The organism is Mesorhizobium sp. M0496 (assembly GCF_040321205.1).
Taxonomy (GTDB): Bacteria; Pseudomonadota; Alphaproteobacteria; order Rhizobiales; family Rhizobiaceae; genus Mesorhizobium.
In genome coordinates, this window is record NZ_JAMYRC010000018.1 from 16,031 (window position 1) to 36,230 (window position 20,200).

The window sequence follows — 20,200 nt, forward strand, 5'->3', positions numbered from 1 at the left end:
GCATCCTTCTTTTGGAGTCAGGTGCTACGGCGATTGTCCAGCGCGAAGGCGCCGGCGCCTGCAAACACCAGATAAAGAAAGATGAAGCAGAACGAGATCGCTGAATCGCCGCCATTGTTGACGGGGAAGAAGTCGCGCGGCATGTGCGCCATGAAATAGGCGATCGCCATTTCGCCGGCCAGAAGGAACGCGATCGGCCGGGTCAACAGCCCCAGCGCCAGCAGGATGCCGCCGGCGAATTCGAGGACGCCAGCGGCGAGCGTCAGCCCAGTGAGCGCATGGGGCTGGTCGCCGACGGGAAAATTGAACAATTTCTGGCTGCCGTGTTCGATGAACTGCAGCGCCGTGATGATACGCAACACGCCCAGAGCTTGCGGCTGGTATTTGGCGAGGCTTTCAAAAAGCTTCATCTAAAACTCCATCTTAGCCTTCCCGGACCGGCCATAAATTATCTCCCGGCGTTGGACCACTCACTTCCCTTGCTCCGCCATCAACAATCGGTGACTAGAATTGTTCCCCGGTCTCACCTCATATTTTTCTCGCCAGGGTTGCATTTGTATCGCTATGGTTGTATTGATATGCGGCTATTTCGAAACATGTGGGTTTCCTTTGCCATGAAAAAAATCGTCATCGGCCTATTCGCAATCCTTGCAAGCTCCAGCCTCGCCATGGCCGAGGACGCCGGCTGTGAGGCGTTCAGGTGGCCGGTGACACGGGAACAGGCGCTGTTTGCCGCAGCATCCGCAACGCCTTCCGGAGCGACGCTGGCGGTGGGTGCCGCCGCGGACCTTGCGCTGGTTCCGGTCGAGAAGGCTGGTTTCGAGGTGCCGCCCGAACGTGCCCCGGCATCTGGCACATTCGGTGCTGTGGCCACCGTGGAGGTGCCGCCTGAAGGAGCAATCCAGATCAGCCTCTCGGGCGACGCCTGGATCGATGTCATTCAGGACGGCAACGCCGTCAAGTCGGCGGGCTATAGCGGCGTGAAAACCTGCCCCGGCATCCGCAAGAGTGTGCGTTTCAAGCTTGCCGCCGGCCCGGCCACCGTCCAGTTCAGCGGCGCGAAAAAGGCTGACCTGAAAGTCGCGGTGCTGGCGCCGGAATAGTTGGCGCCAACCTAAGGAATGCGGCCCTTCCTCAGTGCTGCGATGAAGGGCCGGCGCTTTGTTCCTGCGGTGTTTATCGCCGTCAGCGTACGGGCGCCATCAATGCGAAATGAGCGTCTTGCGGATCCTGGCACTGGACAACCCAGCTGCCGCCTGGGACCTCCATCGGACCCATCAGGATCTTGCCGCCATTGTCGGTCACGCGTTTGGCGGCAGCGTCGATGGCCGGAACATTGAAATAGAACTGCCAGACCGGGACCGGGATTTGCTCCGGCTTGTTCATGATGCCGCCACCGGATTCGGGGCCGGCCGTGAAGGTCTGGTAGATGCCCATCGGGCCCATGTCGAAATCGCCGGCATCGACCCAGCCGAACTGGCCTGAATAGAAATCGAACGCGGCCTTCCAGTCCGACGTGTAAAGCTCGTGCCAGCCGATATGGCCGGGCGTGCTGGCCGGCACAACAGGCTGTTCGGGGCCGTTCGGCTGCAGGAACATGAAGGTAGCACCCTGCGGGTCGGCGACGACGGCAAAGCGGCCGACGCCCGGAATGTCGTCGGGCTGGCGGTGAATGGTGCCGCCGGCTTTTTCCAGCGATGCCGTCGAGGCATCGACATCGCTGGTGTGGATATAGCCGAGCCAGGCGGGCGGCATACCCATCTTGGCGGCATCCTCGGGCATCGTCATCAGGCCAGCGACGCCGCGCTCGCCGACATTCATGACGACATAGCGTGGCATGCCGGGAGCCTTGTCGAAAGGCTGCGCCGTCCAGCCGACCACCTTGGGGTAGAACGCCTCGGCGGCGTCGAGATCTGTGGTCATCAATTCGTACCAGAAGAAGGGCATCGGGGTTTTTGGCATTTTCGGTCTCCTCACCTTTCATGCATCGATCGTCGTCCGATCCATCCTAGGACGATCCTCACGACCGAAATCCGACAGCCGCCCGAACAACAATGTCTCTGCATGCCAAGCGTTCCCCGGTTGCGCGCCCGTCGGTTTTCGATTTTTCTGTGGTCATGAGGGGTTGTCGTCCATGCGCTTGATGTCGCTCACGCCGGAGCTTGTCGCACTGTGCCATCGGGAAGAGGCCGATCCCGGTCCGGATCCAAGCTGGACGGAGTTGAACGACGAGGATTTCCGGGCCCTTGCCCTGCGGCTGTCCGGTGAAGCCGACGAGGGGCCGCTTTGGGTGTTCGCCTACGGGTCGCTGATCTGGAAGCCGGAATTCGAGTCGGTCGAGCAACAGCTCGCCACCGCCTTTGGCTGGCACCGCTCTTTCTGCCTCGACATGGTGCGCTGGCGCGGCAGCGCCGAGCAGCCGGGTTTGATGATGGCGCTCGAGCGGGGCGGCCGGTGCAATGGGGTGATCTATCGTATGCCGGAGGGCGAAAAACCGGCGCAGATCGAAAGGCTGCTGCGGCGCGAGATCAGCGACCACGAAAGCATCGACACGGTCAGGTGGCTGCCGGTGCATACGTCGCAAGGCGCGCTGCGCGCGCTTGGCTTCTGGGTCGGCGTGAAGGGCAGGGGAACGTCGCTGAACCAGCCGCTGGACAAAGTGGCGAGCGTGCTGGCCAGAGCTTGCGGTCATATCGGGTCCGGCGCCGAATATCTCTACAACACGGTCAGCCATCTCGAAGCATTCGGCATCCACGATCGCAACCTGTGGCGGTTGCAGCAACTGGTCGCGAACGAGGTCAGGGTTATTCATGGCTGTGGACTTGAGCCCGACCATTCGCTCGCGCTGCAACCGCAATAACATGAGTAAAAAATTCATGTTAATATCCAGCCTTTTCAGCGACTTGCGCCAAAAATTGACCAATTGATAAAAAAATAAAACGTGCTAGCCTTTCCCAAAACGAAAACATAAGGGAACTGACGATGCCAGAAGGCCAGTTTAGGGAAGGCATTGCAGGCGGCAGGCTCTCGGCCGACCAGTATGCGGACAATTTTTCCGACCTGCACCCGCCGCTCGACCACCATGAGGCGCTAGTCGAATCCGACCGCTGCTATTTCTGCTACGACGCGCCGTGCATGAATGCATGCCCGACTTCGATCGACATTCCCCTGTTCATCCGCCAGATCTCGACCGGCAATCCGATCGGTTCGGCCAAGACCATTTTCGACCAGAACATTCTGGGCGGCATGTGCGCCCGCGTCTGCCCGACAGAGACGCTGTGCGAGGAAGTCTGCGTGCGTGAGATCGCGGAAGGCAAGCCGGTGCAGATCGGCCGCCTGCAGCGCTACGCCACCGATGTCGCCATGAGCGAGAACAAGCAGTTTTATCCGCGTGCCGAGCCGACCGGCAAGTCGGTCGCCGTGGTTGGCGCCGGGCCGGCCGGCCTTGCCGCCGCGCATCGGCTCGCACGCCGTGGCCATGATGTGACCATACTGGAGGCGCGCCCGAAGGCCGGCGGTCTCAACGAATACGGTATCGCCGCCTACAAGAGCGTCGATAATTTCGCCCAGGCGGAAGTTGACTATGTGACCGCGATCGGCGGCATCGATATCCAGAACGGCAAGGCGCTCGGCCGCGACTACCAACTCTCCGACCTGATCCGCAATTACGACGCGGTGTTTCTCGGCATGGGGCTCGGCGGTGTCAATGCGTTGCGCGCCGATGGCGAGGACGCGGACGGCGTCATCAATGCGGTCGAGTTCATTGCCGAGCTGCGCCAGGCAAGTGACCTTTCCGGCCTGCCGGTCGGCCGCCGCGTCGTCGTCATCGGCGGCGGCATGACGGCGATCGACGCGGCCGTGCAGTCGAAGCTGCTCGGCGCCGAGGAGGTGACCATCTGCTACCGGCGCGGCCAGGAGCACATGAACGCTTCCGAGTTCGAACAGGATCTGGCGGCCGCCAATGGCGTCACCATCCGCCACTGGCTGCAGCCGAAGCGGGTCATTGTCGAAGGCGGCAAGGTGTCGGGCGTCGAACTCGAATACACCGCCATGAACGGCGACAAGCTTGCCGGCACCGGCGAGCGGCTTACGCTTGTTGCCGACCAGGTGTTCAAGGCGATTGGCCAGAGCTTTGTGCCGGCAGCACTCAACGGCAGCGGCGCGTCGATCGACCTCGAGGCCGGCCGCATCAAGGTCGATGCGGAAGGGCGCACTTCGCTCGCCCATGTCTGGGCCGGTGGCGACTGCATCTTCGGTGGCGACGACCTGACCGTCTCTGCCGTGGCGCAAGGCCGCGACGCAGCGGAGAGCATCAATCGGGCACTGACCTCGAACGGGAGGGCATGAGCATGGCAGATATCCGCAACAATTTCGTCGGCATCAAATCGCCCAATCCGTTCTGGCTGGCCTCGGCGCCGCCGACCGACAAGGCCTATAACGTTATCCGCGCCTTCAAGGCGGGCTGGGGCGGTGTGGTGTGGAAGACGCTGGGCGAGGAAGGCCCGCCGGTGGTCAACGTCAACGGTCCGCGCTACGGCGCGATCTGGGGCGCCGACCGGCGCCTGCTCGGCCTCAACAACATCGAGCTGATCACCGACCGCGACCTGCAGGTTAATCTGCGCGAGATCAAGCAGGTCAAGAAGGACTGGCCCGACCGCGCCATCGTCGTCTCGCTGATGGTGCCTTGCGTTGAGGAGGCCTGGAAGGCGATCCTGCCGGTGGTCGAGGAGACCGAAGCCGACGGCATCGAGCTCAATTTCGGTTGCCCGCACGGCATGTCGGAGCGCGGCATGGGTGCCGCCGTCGGCCAGGTGCCGGAATATATCGAAATGGTGGTGCGCTGGTGCAAGCAGAACACCCGCATGCCTGTCATCACCAAGCTGACGCCCAACATCACCGATGTGCGCAAGCCAGCGCGCGCGGCACACGCGGGCGGCACCGACGCGGTGTCGTTGATCAATACCATCAACTCGATCACCGGCGTCGATCTCGACAGCTTCGCGCCGCAGCCGACCATCGACGGCAAGGGCTCGCATGGCGGCTATTGCGGCCCGGCGGTGAAGCCGATCGCCATGAACATGGTGGCCGAGATCGCGCGCGATCCCGAAACCCACGGCCTGCCGATCTCCGGCATCGGCGGCATAACCACCTGGCGCGATGCGGCCGAGTTCATGGCGCTCGGCGCCGGCAATGTGCAGGTCTGCACGGCGGCGATGACCTACGGCTTCAAGATCGTGCAGGAGATGATCGCCGGCCTCGAAAACTGGATGGACGAGAAGGGCCATGCCTCGCTCGACGACATCGTCGGCCGCGCCACGCCCAATGTCACCGACTGGCAGTATCTCAACCTCAACTACGTCGCCAAGGCGCATATCGACCAGGACGCCTGCATCAAATGCGGCCGCTGCCACATCGCCTGCGAGGACACCTCGCACCAGGCGATCACCAGCATGGTCGACGGCGTCAGGCATTTCGAGGTGATTGAGGCCGAATGCGTTGGCTGCAACCTCTGCGTCAATGTCTGCCCGGTCGAGAACTGCATCACCATGGAGCCGCTGGCCGTCGGTGTGATGGATCAGCGCACCGGCAAGCCGGTGTCGCCGATCTACGCCAACTGGACGACGCACCCGAACAATCCGATGGCCAAGGTGGCCGCGGAGTAGCGAGCCGTTCGACAAAAACGGCGCCTTCGGACGCCGTTTTTTCATTTTCCTATTGCAGATAAAAATTATCCACGATAATATATATCCATGATTAGGAGATCCACCCAATGAAGCTGGGCGAGGGCGTTGAGGCAGCCATCCACTGCGCTGCCATGCTGGCCGGTGTCGAAGGCAACAGCACCATGGCGGCATCTGCCATGGCGGAGGCCTTTGGCCTGTCGCCGAGCTATCTCCTGAAGCATCTCAACATGCTGAGCGCGGCGCGCATCCTGGAATCGGTCTCGGGGCCGGCTGGCGGCTACCGGCTGGCGCGGCCGGCCGAGCGGATTTCGCTGCTCGATATCGTGCTGGCGGTCGAAGGGCGCGAACCGGCTTTCCGTTGCGGCGAGATCCGCCGCAACGGTCCGGTCAGGCTCGACGCTTCTGCCTATGTCAAACCCTGTGGCATCAATGCCGCGATGCTGAAGGCCGAGAAGGCCTATCGCGCGGCACTCGCCGAGGCGAAGCTGTCCGACATCGTTTCGGAATACATGACCGATGCCGATCCGCGTTCGGTGGCAGCCGGCTGCGCCTTCGTGGCGCGCCATCAGCGGCCGCAGAAACCCAGTTCAACCTAGCAAGCGTAAAGGACATCAAGATGAAGCAGAGGCTGCAATTTTTCGCCAAGGCGCCGGAGATCATGAAGGCGGTGTCGGCGCTCAACAAGGCGGTGGACGAATGTGGGCTCGAGGAAAGCCTGCTGCACCTGATCAAATTGCGGGCGTCGCAGATCAATGGCTGCTCGTTCTGCGTCGAGATGCACAGCCGCGAGGTGAGGCGTGACGGCGAGACCGAGCAGCGGCTCTACCTCGTCTCGGCGTGGAAGGAATCGCCGCTGTTTTCCGAGCGTGAACGCGCCGCTTTGGCCTGGACCGAGGCGGTGACCCTGATCGCCAACAACGGCGTGCCGGACGAACTCTATGCAAGGACACTTGAGCATTTCTCGGAAGAAGAATTGGTCAAGCTGTCTGTCGCGCTCGGCATGATCAACACCTGGAACCGGCTCTGCGTCCCGTTTCAGGCCCTCCATCCGATGCCGGCGGCCAAGGCTGCCTGATTGTCCGGATTTGGTTTTGGAGTGCCGTCGAGAGGCGGCGCTCCCACTGCTTTTCAAAGGGAGCGTTTGATGCCTGCCGATTTGCCTTCGACCCTGTTGTTCCTGGGCCGCCTGTTGCTCGGCGGCGCCTTCGTTTTCGCCGGCCTGCGCAACATCCAGAACGCGGCCTTCCTGACCCAGTTGATGGCCGCGCGCGGCGTGCCACAGGCGCGGTTGGTGTTGTGGCTCGGCATCGTGCTTCAGGTCGCTGCCGGCATGCTGGTGATCGCGGGCCTGTGGACGGCAATCGCTGCGGCGGTACTGCTGGTATTCCTCATCGTCGCCACGCCGATGTTCCACAATTTCTGGGATCATCAGGGCCCGGATCGCGCGTCGCGCATCAATGGCTTTGTCGGCAATGTCGCGCTGAGTGGCGGTTTCCTGTCGCTGATCGCGCAATCTGTTTGACGCCATAGCGACTGCGGCACTGTGGCGCCGCCAGTATCGATCATTAAATCGGAACCAATCGAGCGGTTGACGCATTTCGCACCTGTATGCCGAGCATCCCGGGATGAAATATGAAAATTGCCCATGTCGCGCCGCTGTATGAATCGGTGCCACCCAGGCTTTATGGCGGCACCGAACGCATCGTCTCGTATCTGACCGAAGCGCTGGTCGACCTGGGCCATGAGGTGACGCTATTTGCGAGCGGGGATAGCCAGACCTCCGCAAAGCTGGTGGCTGGCCGGGAATGCGCGCTACGCCTCGATCCGCGTCCGCTCAAATCCGAGATCGCGGCGCATCTTTCGATGCTTGCGCAGGTGCGGAAACGGGCGCGAGAGTTCGACGTCATCCATTTCCACCTCAGCCACTTCCTGCATTTTTCCTTCTTCGAGGACATGGCGGAGCGGACGGTGACGACGCCGCATGGCAGGCTGGATTATGTCGACCTGGCGCCGGCCTATGAGCGTTTCCCACGCTTCCCGATGATTTCCATTTCGCACAGCCAGAAAACCGGCCTTGCCCGCGCCAACTGGTTGGCAACAATCCATCACGGACTGCCGACCGGCATCTACGAACCGACTTTCGAGACGACGGCGGAAGAACCTTATCTTGCCTTCCTTGGCCGGTTTTCACGCGACAAGCGCGCGGATCGCGCCATCGAGATCGCCTTGCGCTCGGGGCTCAGGCTGAAACTTGCGGCGAAGATCGGCGACGATGACCGCGCTTTTTTCCACGAAGCGATCGAGCCTTTGATCGACGGCGATCGGATCGACTTTGTCGGCGAGATCGAGGAGGGTGAGAAGGCGGAATTTCTCGGCAACGCAGCCGGCCTGCTGTTCCCTATCGACTGGCCGGAGCCGTTCGGCCTTGCGGCCATCGAGGCGATGGCCTGCGGCACGCCGGTGATCGCCTGGAATTGCGGCGCACTGCCTGAGATCATCGATCAAGGCGTCACCGGCTTTATTGCCGACACAATGGATGGCGCCGTCGCCGCGGTGCCGGACTTGCTGCGGCTCGACAGGCGGACCGTGAGAACCGTCTTCGAAAAACGGTTTTCCGTCAGAAGAATGGCCGGCGACTACCTGGCCGCCTATGCGCGGCTGATCGGTCTCCCGGGCGAAGCGAAGGCGTCGTGAACAGCGACGGGAACGAACGACAGGATCTGTAACGGATGACCCAACTCGATGAGCGCCAGCTCGATCCCGCCGTAGCGCTTGCATCGCTCGACGCGACCGCACCTCGTGAGCCGCACCGGCTGTTTGCGCTCAAGCAGGCCGACTGCTTTGCGGTTGCCGATGCCTATGGCGACATACGCGGCGCCGGCGACGGTTTCTTCCGCGACGACACACGGGTGCTCTCCGAATTCCGGCTGACCGTCGGCGGCAGGCCGACATCGCTGCTTGGCGCCTCGCTCAGCCAGGACAATGTCTTGTTCACCGCCAACCTGACCAATCTGCCGATACTGAGCGCCAGCGGTCGCGACATTCCGCAGGGCGCGATTCATATCGAACGCACCAGGCTGCTTTGGCAGGACAGGCTGTTCGAACGCATCACCCTTTCCAACTACAGTCGGGAAACTTCGACAATCGGCGTTTCCCTGCACTTTGCCGCCGATTTCCGCGATATGTTCGAAGTGCGCGGCTCGACGCGGCTGAAGCGCGGACTGGCCCATGTGGCCGAGATGGATGCCACATCCGTCCTGTTGCGCTACGACGGGTTGGACGGGCTGGTGCGCACATCGGCGATATCGTTCTCGCAAGCACCGGATCAACTGACAGCCGAGCGCGCGGATTTCCTGATCGCCGTAACCAAGCGCAGCAGCAATGTGCTGTATATCGAGATCGGCCCCGAGATGACGGATCCGCCCGATCGCGACCGTTTCCGCGCCGCCGCCGCCAGGGCCCGCTTTGGCATGCGGGCCAAGCGCCGCCACGGCGCCACGGTGCACAGTTCCGGTCGCGTCTTCAACGACTGGGTCGAGCGCGCCCGCGCCGATGTCGCGCTGCTGACCACCGAACTGGCGACCGGACCCTATCCCTATGCCGGCATCCCCTGGTTCTCGACGGCGTTCGGCCGCGACGGCGTCATTTCAGCGCTGCAGATGCTCTGGCTCAATCCAGGCCTGGCGCGGGGCGTGCTGGCCTTCCTTGCCCAGCACCAGGCGACGGAGACGTCGCCGTTCAGCGATTCGCAGCCGGGCAAGATCATGCACGAGACGCGCAAGGGCGAGATGGCGGCGCTGCGCGAGCTTCCTTTCGGCCGCTACTATGGCGGCGTCGACACGACGCCGCTCTACATCCATCTCGCCTGTGCCTATGCCGATCGTACCGGTGACATGGCGTTCATCGACAGCCTGTGGCCGTCGCTGTGCGCTGCGGCCGAATGGACGGAGGAGGCGGGCCGCGAGACCGGATTCGTCACCTATCAGCGGGCCGCCGAGTCCGGCCTCGCCAACCAGGGATGGAAGGACAGTTTCGATTCCGTCTTTCATGCCGATGGCCGCATTCCCAAGGGCCCGATCGCGCTCGTCGAGGTGCAAGGCTATGTCTTTGCCGCCTTCCGGGGGCTGGCCGCACTTGCCCGTCGCCGCGGCGAGGACGACAAGGCCGCTCACTGGGAGGACCGCGCCGAGGCCATGCGGGTCGCGGTGGAACGCGATTTCTGGCTCGACGATCTCGGCTTCTATGCCCTGGCGATCGATGGTGCCGGAGAGCCCTGCAAAGTGCGGACCTCGAATGCGGGCCATCTCCTCTTTGTCGGATTGCCCGAGCTGGAGCGGGCGCAGATGGTCGCCAATCAGCTGGTTTCGGCCTCCTTCCATTCCGGCTGGGGGCTGAGGACGCTCGCCGACGATGCCGTGTTCTTCAACCCGATGTCGTACCACAATGGCTCGATCTGGCCGCATGACACCGCCATGTGCGGTGCCGGCCTGGCGCGCTATGGCGAGCGTGAAAGTGTGGTCCGCCTGATGAGCGGCACGTTCGAATCCGCGGTCCATTTCAATATGCGGTTGCCCGAACTGTTCTGCGGTTTTACCCGCGCACCGGGCGAAGCACCGATCGCCTATCCCGTCGCCTGCCTGCCGCAAGCCTGGTCGGCGGGCTCCGCCTTCATGCTGATGCAAGCCTGCCTTGGCCTGGAGATAGACGGTTGGGATGGCGAAATCCGCGTTACCCGTCCCAGGCTGCCGATCGGCATCGATACGCTCACGCTGCGGCACCTGGGCGTCGGCGAAAGAGTGGTCGATCTCAGTTTCCAGCGCGTCGGCGACAGGGTCGTCGCTTTCCTCGCCGATCGCCATGAAGGACTGGTGCCGCTCGTAGTCAGAACATGATCTGAGCCAAATTGGCCGGGAACCGATCCCGGCTTTGTGCGTTGCAAAAGCACATGATCGGACGGCGACCATGTCGCCACCGGACAGTTTTAAATCGGAAACACGAACAAAAAAGGCCGCCGAACGGCCGGAGGCGAGTTGACATTCCAATGACAAACTACGGTGCGGACCTGCTCTGGGTTCTGATCCTTGCGAGCCTCGGTCTTTCCGCTCTTGCCGTTTTCTTCTCCATATCGCGCCAGCGTCGCAGTCCCCCCCCGGCGGTCGCACATCCGGCCGGCGAGGACGTGGCTGCGGAAGCGGCGCGCAAGGTGATACGGGAGTTCGAAAAGAACGGCCAATCGGCCGATGCGGCCCTTGTAACATGGTCGCCCGAAACATTGCGCAAGATCCTGGCCGATGATTTGCCCGATGCGCAGGTCATCGTGGTCTCCAACCGCGAACCGTACATCCACAACGCAAAGGACAATGGCGTCGAGTTGCTCGTGCCGGCCAGCGGACTGGTGTCGGCGCTTGAGCCGATCACCCGCGCTTGTGCCGGCACCTGGATCGCCTATGGCGGCGGCACGGCGGACCGGCTGATGGTCGACGAGGACGACCGGATACAGGTGCCGCCCAGCAATCCGTCCTACACGCTGCGCCGGGTCTGGCTGACGGAGGAAGAATATCAGGGCTACTACCTCGGCTTCGCCAATGAGGGCCTCTGGCCGCTCTGCCATATAGCCTTCACACGGCCGATTTTTCGCGCCTCGGACTGGGAGGCATACGAAGCCGCCAACCGGAAGTTCGCCGACACGGTGGTGGCCGAAGCCCGCAACGAGCGGCCGATCGTGCTGGTCCAGGATTACCACTTCGCGCTGCTGCCGCGCATGATCCGGGAGCGCCTGCCCGAAGCGATCGTCATCACCTTCTGGCACATCCCGTGGCCGAACTCGGAAGTGTACAGCATCTGTCCGTGGCGTGAACGCATTCTCGAGGGACTGCTCGGCAGCTCGATCATCGGCTTCCACACCCAGTTCCATGCCAACAATTTCACCGAAAGCGTCGATCGCTTCCTGGAAAGCCGCATCGAGCGTGCCGATGCGGCCATCTCCTATGGTGGGCAGACGACGCTGGTGCACGCCTATCCCATTTCCATAGAATGGCCGGCGGACCTTCTGGCAAAATTGCCAGACGTCGACGACTGCCGCGCCCGCCTGCGCGACAGGTTCGGACTGAAAGCGGATGTGAAGCTGGCCGTCGGGGTCGAGCGTCTCGACTATACCAAGGGCATTCTGGATCGTTTTCACGCGCTGGACGAATTGTTCAAGCGATACCCTGAATGGATCGGAAAACTGGTTTTCCTCCAGATCGCGGCCCCCAGCCGCGGCACGCTCCCGGCCTACAAGCTGCTCCATGACGAATGCCGCCGCTATGCCGAAGAACTCAACCAGCGTTATGGCAGCGAAGGCTACAGTCCGGTGATCATGGTGGCCGAACACCATTCGCAGGAACGGGTCTATGAGATCTATCGGGCCGCCGACATTTGCATGGTCACCAGCCTGCATGACGGCATGAACCTGGTCGCCAAGGAATTCGTCGCGGCGCGCGACGACGAACAGGGCGTCTTGATGCTCAGCACATTCGCCGGTGCCTCGCGCGAATTGCTGGAAGCGCTGATCGTCAACCCCTACGACGCCGCCATGATGAGCGAAGCGCTGCTGCAGGCGCTGACCATGACTTCAGACGAACAGCGCGAACGCATGCGGCCCATGCGGCAGATAGTCCGCGACAACAATGTCTATCGCTGGGCCGGCAGCATGCTTCTGGACGCGGCACGCTTGCGCAAGCGCGGCGACCTAGATCGGGTAACCGGTGCTGGCGACCGGCCGTCAGGCATCGACAATGTCGTCTCCATGTTCGAGCGCAAACGGGTGGCACTATCATGAGCGAAATCCTGCAAAAGGCTGTGAGCGAGACCCTGCAAAAGCCGCAGCCCTTGCTGACTGGCGAATGGGCGCTGTTCCTCGACATCGATGGCACCCTGCTGGAGCATGCCGAACATCCGGACGCCGTTTCGGTCAGCGCCGAGCTTCGCTCTTTGCTGCAAGGCCTGGATCACAAGTTGAACGGGGCATTGGCCTTCATCACAGGCCGCTCCGTTGCGGTCGTTGACCAGTTGTTTCAGCCTTTGAAGCTGCGCGCAGCCGGGCTTTATGGCCTGGAACACAGGCTCCTGCCGGACGACGACGTCGAAATCGCGGACGAGCCGGCGGATATTGCCGCTCTTGCCGAGGAGATCGAGGCCGAGTTCGGTCGTGGGCAGGTCTATATCGAGCGCAAAGGTCGGGTGCTGGCCATCCACACGCGCGCCGCCCCGCACCTGCTCCCCCGCGCCACGCAGCTTGTCGAGCAAGCGCTGGCCGTCCTGCCGAAGGGCTACCGGGTGGTTGCCGGCAATGCCGGTGTGGAGTTGCTGCCGCTCGAGGCAGCCAAGGGCGCCGCGATCCGGCGTTTCATGGACATCGCGCCATTCACAGGCCGCCGCCCGGTCTTCCTGGGCGACGACACGTCGGACGAAAACGGCTTCGAAGCCATCAACGATGCCGGCGGCATATCGATACGGGTGAAGCCACCAGCGTATACCGCCGCGCGGTACGGGCTTGCCGGCGTTACCGAGACGCTCGCCTGGCTGAGAGGTCAACTTTAGGTCCAGCCGGCGCAACCGCGATCGCGCATGCTGGAAACGGCAAGGAAAGGAACGGCTTCGATGGGACGCTTTGCAGAATTGGTTCGAGAGATCACGCCGAGTTGGCTTCATTCTCGCTCCTCCCGCCATGGGACCGCCGACGTTTCACCGTCCGATGCGGACTACAACTGGCAAGAGGCGATCGACAACAAGATGTATGGAGCCGACACGGCTGATTATTCCTATGTTCCGGGAAAGCCCACTTCAGATGCCGCAAGACCGGCCGGCGACAGCTCCATGGACGAGGAGGACATGCAGCGCGGTCCAAGGAAAGCCAATTGAGGGTGAAAGCCTTTCGGCGGCGGACGATCGCTACGCCGCAAACCGCAGGCCGCCGTCGCAGGTCAGCACCTGACCGGTCATGAAGCCGTTGGAGACGAGAAAGGCGATTGCGCTGGCGACGTCTTCGGCGCGGCCGACGCGACCGACCGGGGTCTTGCCGGCATAGTCGGCAAACAGCGCCTGCCTCTGCTCCTCGGCCAGAAAATCCCACCAGGGCGTGTCGATGACGCCGGGCGCAACGACATTGACGCGCAAGGGCTTCAGTTCCATCGCCAGGATCGGCACCACGGTCAACAGCATGCCATTGATGGCGGCGATGCCGGCGACGCCGGGCGTTGCGAGTTGGGCCGATACCGCTGAGATGAAGGTGACAGATCCGGCCTTGTTCAGAGTCGGCAAAGCGGCCTGCAAGCAAGACAGCTGCGGGCGGACTTTCTCGTCGACGCCGCTGCCGATGTCGGTCAGGTCAAGCGTGGGGAAGGGGCCAAGACCCTTGCCGCCGCTGGCGGCCAGTACCAGATGGTCGAAAGGGCCAAGGCGCTCGAAGAACCCGCTGACCTCGTCCGGCTTCGCGGCATCGAAAGCAGCCTTGTCGGCAGCGCCGCCAAGGCTTTTCCACGCGCTCCTCAGCTTCTCTTCGTTGCGCCCGGTGATGGTCACCTTCATGCCGGGGCCAAGCAGTTTGCGCGCCGTCGCCAAGCCGATGCCGGACGAGCCGCCGATGATAACGGTGTGCTGGATTGCCTTGGTCATGAACGCTGTTCCTTCGATGTTGGTGAGGCCGGGCCGATGAGGTCGAGGCTCAAGGCTCGCAACTGTTGTCTTGCCTTGGCGTCATAGGCCTGGGCGTCGGCACGGGATTCCCGCAGGCCGTCGAAATAGAGGCCGCTTTTGCCGTCGAGCGCGGGTGACGTGGCGAGGTTGAGGATGGCGTCGGCGCCGGTTTCGACCGAGTTCCAAGGCGTCACGCCTGCCTGCCGAACCATGGTGGTGTTCATGTAGCTCGCCGGATGCAGTGCGTTGACGGTGACGCCGGTGCCTTTCAGCCCCTGAGCCAGGTCGACGGTAAACAGGATCTGCGCCAGCTTGCTCTGGCAATAGGCACGCACGCCGTCATACGAGCGGGTCAGCATGACATCGCCGAAGTCGATCGCTTGCTGCCCGGCCGAGGCGACGTTGACGATGCGTGCCGGAGCGCTCGCCTTCAGCAATGGAAGGAGCTCGCTGGTGAGCAGGAAACCGGCGAGATAATTGACTGCGAAGCGCAGTTCGTAACCGTCTGCGCTGACTTGCCTTTTGGCGCCTTGGCCCGCCGTGCCGATGCCGGCATTGTTGATGAGGATGTCGAGCCGGTCGGTCCTGGCACGCACCGCCTCGGCAAGGCGGCGGACCTCGGCCAGAGAAGAGAGGTCGGCGACCAGCAGCTCGGCCTTGCCGCCGGCGGCTTCGATCTCAGTGATAACAACCTTGCCGCGCGTCGCATCGCGGCCGTGAACCAGCACCCGGGCGCCAGCGGCGCCGAGCCGTTGCGCGACGACGCGGCCAACGCCGTCAGTTGAGCCGGTGATGAGGATTGTCTTGTCTTTGAGTTCCATGTTCGGAGCCTCCGTTCTGTTGCTCTGAACGGAAGATGGGACAGTTGGCGCGCGTCAAACAGTTCAAACTTTATCCTGGTATCAATACTGCTATAATAGGCACATGGAGTCCCACGCTGCTCCCACACACTCCGCTGAAGACAGCCGCCGGCGCGAACTCGGCGCCTTCCTGCGCTCGCGACGCGAAAGGCTGACGCCCTCGGCCACCGGCATCGCGACTGGTCTCAGGCGGCGCACGCCGGGCTTGCGCCGCGAGGAGGTGGCGATGATCGCCGGCGTCGGCACGACCTGGTACACATGGCTGGAGCAGGGGCGCGAGGTCAGGCCCTCGGTTGAGGTGCTGACCGCGCTCGCCGAGGCACTGCGCCTCGACGCGGCCGAAAGACAGCATTTGTTCATCCTTGCCGACCGCCAGCAGCCGGAGCGCCGTGCCGCGGCGCCGGAAAAGGTCGATGGTCCGTTGCTGCACATGCTGCAAAGCCTGGTGCTGCAGCCGGCCTATGTGGTCGGGCGGCGCTGGGACGTGCTGGCCTGGAACCCGGCGGCCGTCGCGGTGTTCGGTGATTATGGCCTGCTGGAGGGTGACGCCCGCAATATCGTCCACATGGTGTTCACCAGCCCGCACCACCGGCGCCTGCTGGTCGACTGGGAGGAATTGGCGCGCACCGTGCTGGCCTCGTTCCGGGCGGCGAGCGCCCGGTATGTCGGCGATCCGGATTTCGAGCGGCTGATCGAGTTGATGACGCGCTCGAGCCCCGAATTTCGCGCCTGGTGGCCGCAGCGCGACGTCGCGCACCGACTGTCGGGAGTAAAGCATGTCCGGCACCCGAGCGCGGGCGCCATGACCTTCGAGCATATGAGCCTGTCGATCGGCGACGGCTCGGACATGAAGCTGATCGTCTACACGCCGCTTGCCGAGCAGAATTCGGTCGCCAAGCTGCAGACACTGCTGGACGCGCTGCCAGCTGAGCGGCGCAGCGCCTGAGGCGTCAGCCTTTCGGCTTCAGCCCATCCAAGAACAACTGCTCGAGAAATCTTGCCGCGTCCTCGAAGCGGCCGTCGCCGTCGCGGTTCGGGCCGAGCACGGCGCGGACCTGGACGTCGAAATCGGCATAATGCTGCGTCGTTGCCCAGATCGAAAAGATCAGGTGCCAGGGGTCGGTGCGGGCGATCTTGCCGGCGCGCATCCAGCCCTTCATGACGGCGGCCTTCTCGTCGACCAGCGTCTTCAGTTCGCCGGCCAGCAGCGGCATGATGCGCGGCGCGCCTTGCAGAATCTCGTTGGCGAACAGCCGGCTCTCGCGCGGGAAATCGCGCGCCATCTCCAGCTTGCGTCTGATATAGCTGCGCAATTCGGTCAGCGGATCGCCGATGTCGTCGAGTTCGCGCAGCGGCGCCAGCCAGGTGTCGAGCAGGCGCTGCATCAGCGTCTCGTGGATGTCTTCCTTGCGGCGGAAATAATAGAGCAGGTTCGGCTTCGACATGCCGGCGGCTTCGGCGATCTGGTCGATGGTCGAGCCACGGAAACCGTTGGTGGAGAACACTTCGAGCGCCGCCTCCAGGATGAGTTCGCGCTTTTCCTGCTGGATGCGGGTGCGGCGAGGGGCGTCCGTGCCGGTGGTCACCGTTGCAAGCCCTCGTGTTGAGGGTCATCTGGACCAATTCTCTGGACCAGTTTTTCCCTAGCCTGTGGAACGCACTTCAGGTGCCGCATTTCCGCTAGTAATCCCTTGACCGCCGACAGGGCGGTGCTAACGTTTGTCCAATCGGTCAAAAATTTGCGTAGCATGAAAACGCAGCAAAGACCAAGCGTTGGGCGCACCGAAACAGGTTACAAGGGGAAGTCTTGGTCATGTCCAACCGGCTGAAAGTCACGCCGAACGATCTCAGCGCATTCTGGATGCCGTTCACGGCAAACCGGCAGTTCAAGCAGGCGCCGCGCATGATGGTGTCCGCCAAGGACATGCATTACACGACCAGCGACGGCCGCAAGGTGCTCGACGGCACCGCTGGCCTGTGGTGCGTCAATGCCGGCCATTGCCGGCCGAAGATCACCGAAGCGATCCAGCACCAGGCCGCCGAGCTCGACTATGCGCCCGCCTTCCAGATGGGCCATCCGATCGTGTTCGAACTGGCCAACCGCCTGGTCGACCTCGCGCCCAAGGGCATGGATCATGTCTTCTTCACCAATTCCGGTTCGGAATCGGTCGAGACAGCGCTGAAAATGGCGATCGCCTATCACCGCGTTAAAGGCGAGGGTTCGCGCACCCGTCTGATCGGCCGCGAGCGTGGCTATCACGGCGTCAATTTCGGCGGCATTTCTGTCGGCGGCATCGTCACCAACCGCAAGATGTTCGGCACGCTGCTCGGCGGCGTCGACCACATGCCGCACACGCATCTGCCGGAAAAGAACGCCTTCACCAAGGGCGTGCCGGAACATGGCGCGGAACTCGCTAACGAGCTGGAGCGCATCGTCGCCCTGCATGACGCCTCGACCATCGCCGCTGTCATTGTCGAGCCGGTCGCCGGCTCCACCGGTGTTATCCTGCCGCCGAAGGGCTATCTTGAGAAGCTGCGCGAGATCTGCACCAAGCACGGCATCCTGTTGATCTTCGACGAGGTCATCACCGGTTTCGGCCGCCTCGGCACGCCGTTCGCCGCCGACTATTTCGGCGTCACGCCCGACATCATGACCACCGCCAAGGGCGTCTCCAACGGCGTCGTCCCGATGGGCGCGGTGTTCGTGAAGAAAGAAATCCACGACGCCTTCATGACCGGCCCCGAGCACATGATCGAGTTCTTCCACGGCTACACCTATTCGGGCAACCCGATTGCCTGTGCCGCGGCACTCGGCACGCTCGACACCTACAAGGAAGAGGGCCTTTTGACTCGCGGCGAGGAGTTGGCGCCGTACTGGGAAGACGCACTGCATTCGCTGAAGGGCGAGCCGAACGTCATCGACATCAGGAACATCGGCCTGATCGGTGCGATCGAGCTGGCGCCGATCGCCGGCCAGCCGACCAAGCGTGCCTTCTCGGCCTTCGTCAAGGCGTTCGAGCGCGGCGCGCTGATCCGCACCACCGGCGACATCATCGCGCTGTCGCCGCCGCTGATCATCACCAAGGGCCAGATCAATGAATTGATCGACCATGTGCGCGATGTGCTGAGGTCGATCGATTGAAGAACTGGGCGCGGATATCCCTCCCCCTCGAGGGGAGGGTGGCCGCGAAGCGGTCGGGTGGGGTCGGTGCGACAGTGCGCCGACCTGATCTTTTGCTGCGAGGTCGCTCGTGATGCCCCGTACCCGCGTGAGCTTCGAAATGCGCCAGAAGGCGCGTGCGCTTCGAGTTCACGCGACCAAGGGCGAATCCCTGCTGTGGTATGAACTGCGGGAGCTGAAGTCGAGCGGCATCAAGTTTCGCCGTCAGTGCCCGATTGGGCCTTACATCGTCGACTTCGCTTGCCTCGCGGTGAAGCTAATCGTTGAGGTCGACGGTGATCTGCACGAACACGAGAACGGCAAGCGGCACGATGCTGTTCGTGATGCCTATCTGCGCTCACTCGGGTTCGATGTCTTCCGTGTTGACGAGCCCGATGTCATAAACAGCGCTTGGCATGTCGCGCAGGTGGTCAAGGGGAAGGTTGAGCATATGTCAGCCGACCCCACCCGACCGCTTCGCGGCCACCCTCCCCTCGAGGGGGAGGGGGACGCCGGCGAATCGCAATCGATGAGGTTTTAGAGCATGGCCGCACCCGGTGAGAATCTGCGAATTAATTCAGACCGTTTGTGGGATTCCATCATGGAAATGGCGAAGATTGGCCCAGGCATTGCCGGCGGCAACAATCGCCAGACCGTGACCGACGAGGACGGCGAGGGCCGGCATCTATTCAAGCGCTGGTGCGATGCGGCCGGGCTCGAAATGAGCGTCGACGAAATGGGCACGATGTTTGCCCGCCGCGAAGGCACCGACCCCAGCCTGCCGCCGGTCTATGTCGGCAGCCATCTCGATACGCAGCCGACCGGCGGCAAGTATGACGGCGTGCTTGGCGTGCTGGGCGGGCTTGAAGTGGTGCGCTCGCTCAATGATCTAGGCATCAAGACCAAACATCCGATCGTCGTCACCAACTGGACGAATGAAGAAGGCGCGCGCTTCGCTCCGGCGATGATGGCGTCGGGCGTCTTCGCCGGCGTGCTCGACCAGGCCGATGTCTACGGGCACACCGACAAGCAGGGGAAAAAATTCGGCGAGGAGCTCGAACGCATCGGCTGGAAGGGCACGGAGAAAGTCGGTGACCGCAAGATCCACGCCTTCTTCGAATTGCATATCGAGCAGGGACCGATCCTCGAGGACGAGGGCATCGACATCGGTGTCGTCACCCACGGGCAAGGTTTGAAGTGGCTGCAGGTGACGCTGACCGGCAAGGAAGCGCATACCGGTTCGACGCCGATGCCCAAGCGCCGCAATGCCGGGCTCGGCATGGCGCGGGTGATCGAATTGGTGCACGAGATCGCCATGGACTACCAGCCCGACGCCGTCGGCGCGGTCGGCCACATGGAGGTCTATCCCAACTCGCGCAACATCATTGCCGGGCGCACCGTCTTCACCATCGACATCCGCTCGCCGGAAAAGGAAGTGCTGGATGCCATGGACGGCCGCATCCGCGAGGGCATCGATACGATCTGCGATGCGCTCGACATCCGCTACGAGATCGAACAGGTCGGCGCTTTCGATCCGGTCACCTTCGATGCCGGTTGCGTCAAGGCGATCCGCGATGCCGCCGAACGCCTCGGCTATTCCCACCGCAACATCGTTTCCGGCGCCGGCCATGACGCCTGCTGGATCAACCGCGTTGCGCCGACCGCCATGGTGATGTGCCCCTGCGTCGACGGGCTGAGCCATAACGAGGCCGAGGAAATCTCCAAGGAGTGGGCCTCGGCCGGCGCCGATGTTTTGTTCCACGCGGTGGTGGAGACGGCTGTCATCGTGGAGTGAACTCAGAAATCTACCTTCCAAACGC

At 62.9% G+C, this 20,200-nt stretch carries 21 protein-coding genes; 16 read left to right on the plus strand and 5 right to left on the minus strand.

The annotated features are described in order from the left end of the window. Nucleotides 1–17: 17 nt before the first annotated feature. Nucleotides 18–410 (minus strand): DoxX family protein, encoded by a 393-nt coding sequence (locus tag NKI73_RS16805; RefSeq protein ID WP_352631546.1) that lies wholly within the window; start codon nucleotides 408–410, stop codon nucleotides 18–20. 204 nt (nucleotides 411–614) lie between these two features. On the opposite strand from NKI73_RS16805, the gene NKI73_RS16810 reads away from it, so the two are divergent. Continuing rightward, nucleotides 615–1,103 (plus strand): hypothetical protein, encoded by a 489-nt coding sequence (locus NKI73_RS16810; protein ID WP_352631547.1) that lies wholly within the window; start codon nucleotides 615–617, stop codon nucleotides 1,101–1,103. Nucleotides 1,104–1,185: 82 nt separating this feature from the next. On the opposite strand, the gene NKI73_RS16815 is transcribed toward NKI73_RS16810, so the two are convergent. Next, nucleotides 1,186–1,962 (minus strand): VOC family protein, encoded by a 777-nt coding sequence (locus tag NKI73_RS16815; RefSeq protein ID WP_352631549.1) that lies wholly within the window; start codon nucleotides 1,960–1,962, stop codon nucleotides 1,186–1,188. A 172-nt stretch (nucleotides 1,963–2,134) separates the two neighbouring features. Between NKI73_RS16815 and NKI73_RS16820 the strand changes: the two genes are divergently transcribed. The 11 genes from NKI73_RS16820 (at nucleotide 2,135) to NKI73_RS16870 (ending at nucleotide 13,586) form a co-directional block, all read left to right on the plus strand. Continuing rightward, entirely contained in the window at nucleotides 2,135–2,860 is a 726-nt protein-coding gene (locus NKI73_RS16820) for a gamma-glutamylcyclotransferase (protein ID WP_352631551.1), read from the plus strand. A gap of 122 nt (nucleotides 2,861–2,982) precedes the next feature. Beyond that, a complete protein-coding gene (locus tag NKI73_RS16825; protein ID WP_352631553.1) occupies nucleotides 2,983–4,347 on the plus strand; it encodes an NAD(P)-dependent oxidoreductase in 1,365 nt (454 codons plus the stop codon). Between the two features lie 2 nt (nucleotides 4,348–4,349). Beyond that, nucleotides 4,350–5,663, plus strand: coding sequence for an NAD-dependent dihydropyrimidine dehydrogenase subunit PreA (preA, locus tag NKI73_RS16830; protein WP_352604281.1), 1,314 nt, complete (start codon nucleotides 4,350–4,352; stop codon nucleotides 5,661–5,663). A 107-nt stretch (nucleotides 5,664–5,770) separates the two neighbouring features. Beyond that, nucleotides 5,771–6,280: an RrF2 family transcriptional regulator gene (locus NKI73_RS16835; protein WP_352631555.1), complete on the plus strand. Its 510-nt coding sequence runs from the start codon at nucleotides 5,771–5,773 to the stop codon at nucleotides 6,278–6,280. Between the two features lie 20 nt (nucleotides 6,281–6,300). Next, complete coding sequence (locus NKI73_RS16840) at nucleotides 6,301–6,759, plus strand: carboxymuconolactone decarboxylase family protein (RefSeq protein WP_352631556.1); 459 nt, start codon at nucleotides 6,301–6,303, stop codon at nucleotides 6,757–6,759. Between the two features lie 69 nt (nucleotides 6,760–6,828). Continuing rightward, a complete protein-coding gene (locus NKI73_RS16845; protein WP_352631558.1) occupies nucleotides 6,829–7,206 on the plus strand; it encodes a DoxX family protein in 378 nt (125 codons plus the stop codon). Between the two features lie 110 nt (nucleotides 7,207–7,316). Then, nucleotides 7,317–8,378, plus strand: coding sequence for a glycosyltransferase family 4 protein (locus tag NKI73_RS16850; protein WP_352631560.1), 1,062 nt, complete (start codon nucleotides 7,317–7,319; stop codon nucleotides 8,376–8,378). Between the two features lie 35 nt (nucleotides 8,379–8,413). Beyond that, a complete protein-coding gene (locus tag NKI73_RS16855) occupies nucleotides 8,414–10,576 on the plus strand; it encodes an amylo-alpha-1,6-glucosidase (RefSeq protein WP_352631561.1) in 2,163 nt (720 codons plus the stop codon). Between the two features lie 149 nt (nucleotides 10,577–10,725). Beyond that, a complete protein-coding gene (locus NKI73_RS16860; RefSeq protein ID WP_352631563.1) occupies nucleotides 10,726–12,504 on the plus strand; it encodes an alpha,alpha-trehalose-phosphate synthase (UDP-forming) in 1,779 nt (592 codons plus the stop codon). Then, nucleotides 12,501–13,265: a trehalose-phosphatase gene (gene otsB, locus NKI73_RS16865; protein WP_352631565.1), complete on the plus strand. Its 765-nt coding sequence runs from the start codon at nucleotides 12,501–12,503 to the stop codon at nucleotides 13,263–13,265. Before NKI73_RS16860 ends, otsB begins: the two co-directional genes overlap by 4 nt. Nucleotides 13,266–13,292: 27 nt before the next feature. Continuing rightward, nucleotides 13,293–13,586, plus strand: a complete 294-nt coding sequence (locus tag NKI73_RS16870) for a hypothetical protein (protein WP_352631567.1) — start codon at nucleotides 13,293–13,295, stop codon at nucleotides 13,584–13,586. Between the two features lie 30 nt (nucleotides 13,587–13,616). On the opposite strand, the gene NKI73_RS16875 is transcribed toward NKI73_RS16870, so the two are convergent. Both NKI73_RS16875 and NKI73_RS16880 read right to left on the minus strand, forming a co-directional pair. Further along, nucleotides 13,617–14,339, minus strand: a complete 723-nt coding sequence (locus tag NKI73_RS16875) for an SDR family oxidoreductase (protein ID WP_352631569.1) — start codon at nucleotides 14,337–14,339, stop codon at nucleotides 13,617–13,619. Next, nucleotides 14,336–15,181 (minus strand): SDR family NAD(P)-dependent oxidoreductase, encoded by an 846-nt coding sequence (locus NKI73_RS16880; RefSeq protein WP_352631571.1) that lies wholly within the window; start codon nucleotides 15,179–15,181, stop codon nucleotides 14,336–14,338. The genes NKI73_RS16875 and NKI73_RS16880 overlap by 4 nt, the downstream gene beginning before the upstream one ends. A 103-nt stretch (nucleotides 15,182–15,284) precedes the next feature. Here NKI73_RS16880 and NKI73_RS16885 point away from each other — a divergent pair, with 103 nt between their 5' ends. Beyond that, nucleotides 15,285–16,166, plus strand: a complete 882-nt coding sequence (locus NKI73_RS16885; protein WP_352631573.1) for a helix-turn-helix transcriptional regulator — start codon at nucleotides 15,285–15,287, stop codon at nucleotides 16,164–16,166. 4 nt (nucleotides 16,167–16,170) lie between these two features. Here the strand turns inward: NKI73_RS16885 and NKI73_RS16890 are convergent, their stop codons facing one another. Continuing rightward, complete coding sequence (locus tag NKI73_RS16890) at nucleotides 16,171–16,806, minus strand: TetR family transcriptional regulator C-terminal domain-containing protein (protein ID WP_352631575.1); 636 nt, start codon at nucleotides 16,804–16,806, stop codon at nucleotides 16,171–16,173. Between the two features lie 227 nt (nucleotides 16,807–17,033). Between NKI73_RS16890 and aptA the strand changes: the two genes are divergently transcribed. The 3 genes from aptA (at nucleotide 17,034) to NKI73_RS16905 (ending at nucleotide 20,175) form a co-directional block, all read left to right on the plus strand. After that, entirely contained in the window at nucleotides 17,034–18,362 is a 1,329-nt protein-coding gene (gene aptA, locus NKI73_RS16895) for an omega-aminotransferase AptA (RefSeq protein ID WP_352631576.1), read from the plus strand. Between the two features lie 139 nt (nucleotides 18,363–18,501). Beyond that, on the plus strand, nucleotides 18,502–18,921 hold the full coding sequence (locus NKI73_RS16900; RefSeq protein WP_352631578.1) for an endonuclease domain-containing protein: 420 nt from the start codon (nucleotides 18,502–18,504) through the stop codon (nucleotides 18,919–18,921). Nucleotides 18,922–18,924: 3 nt separating this feature from the next. Further along, nucleotides 18,925–20,175 carry a Zn-dependent hydrolase gene (locus NKI73_RS16905; RefSeq protein ID WP_352631580.1) on the plus strand — a complete coding sequence of 417 codons (1,251 nt, stop codon included), beginning with the start codon at nucleotides 18,925–18,927 and terminating at the stop codon, nucleotides 20,173–20,175. Nucleotides 20,176–20,200: the final 25 nt, after the last annotated feature.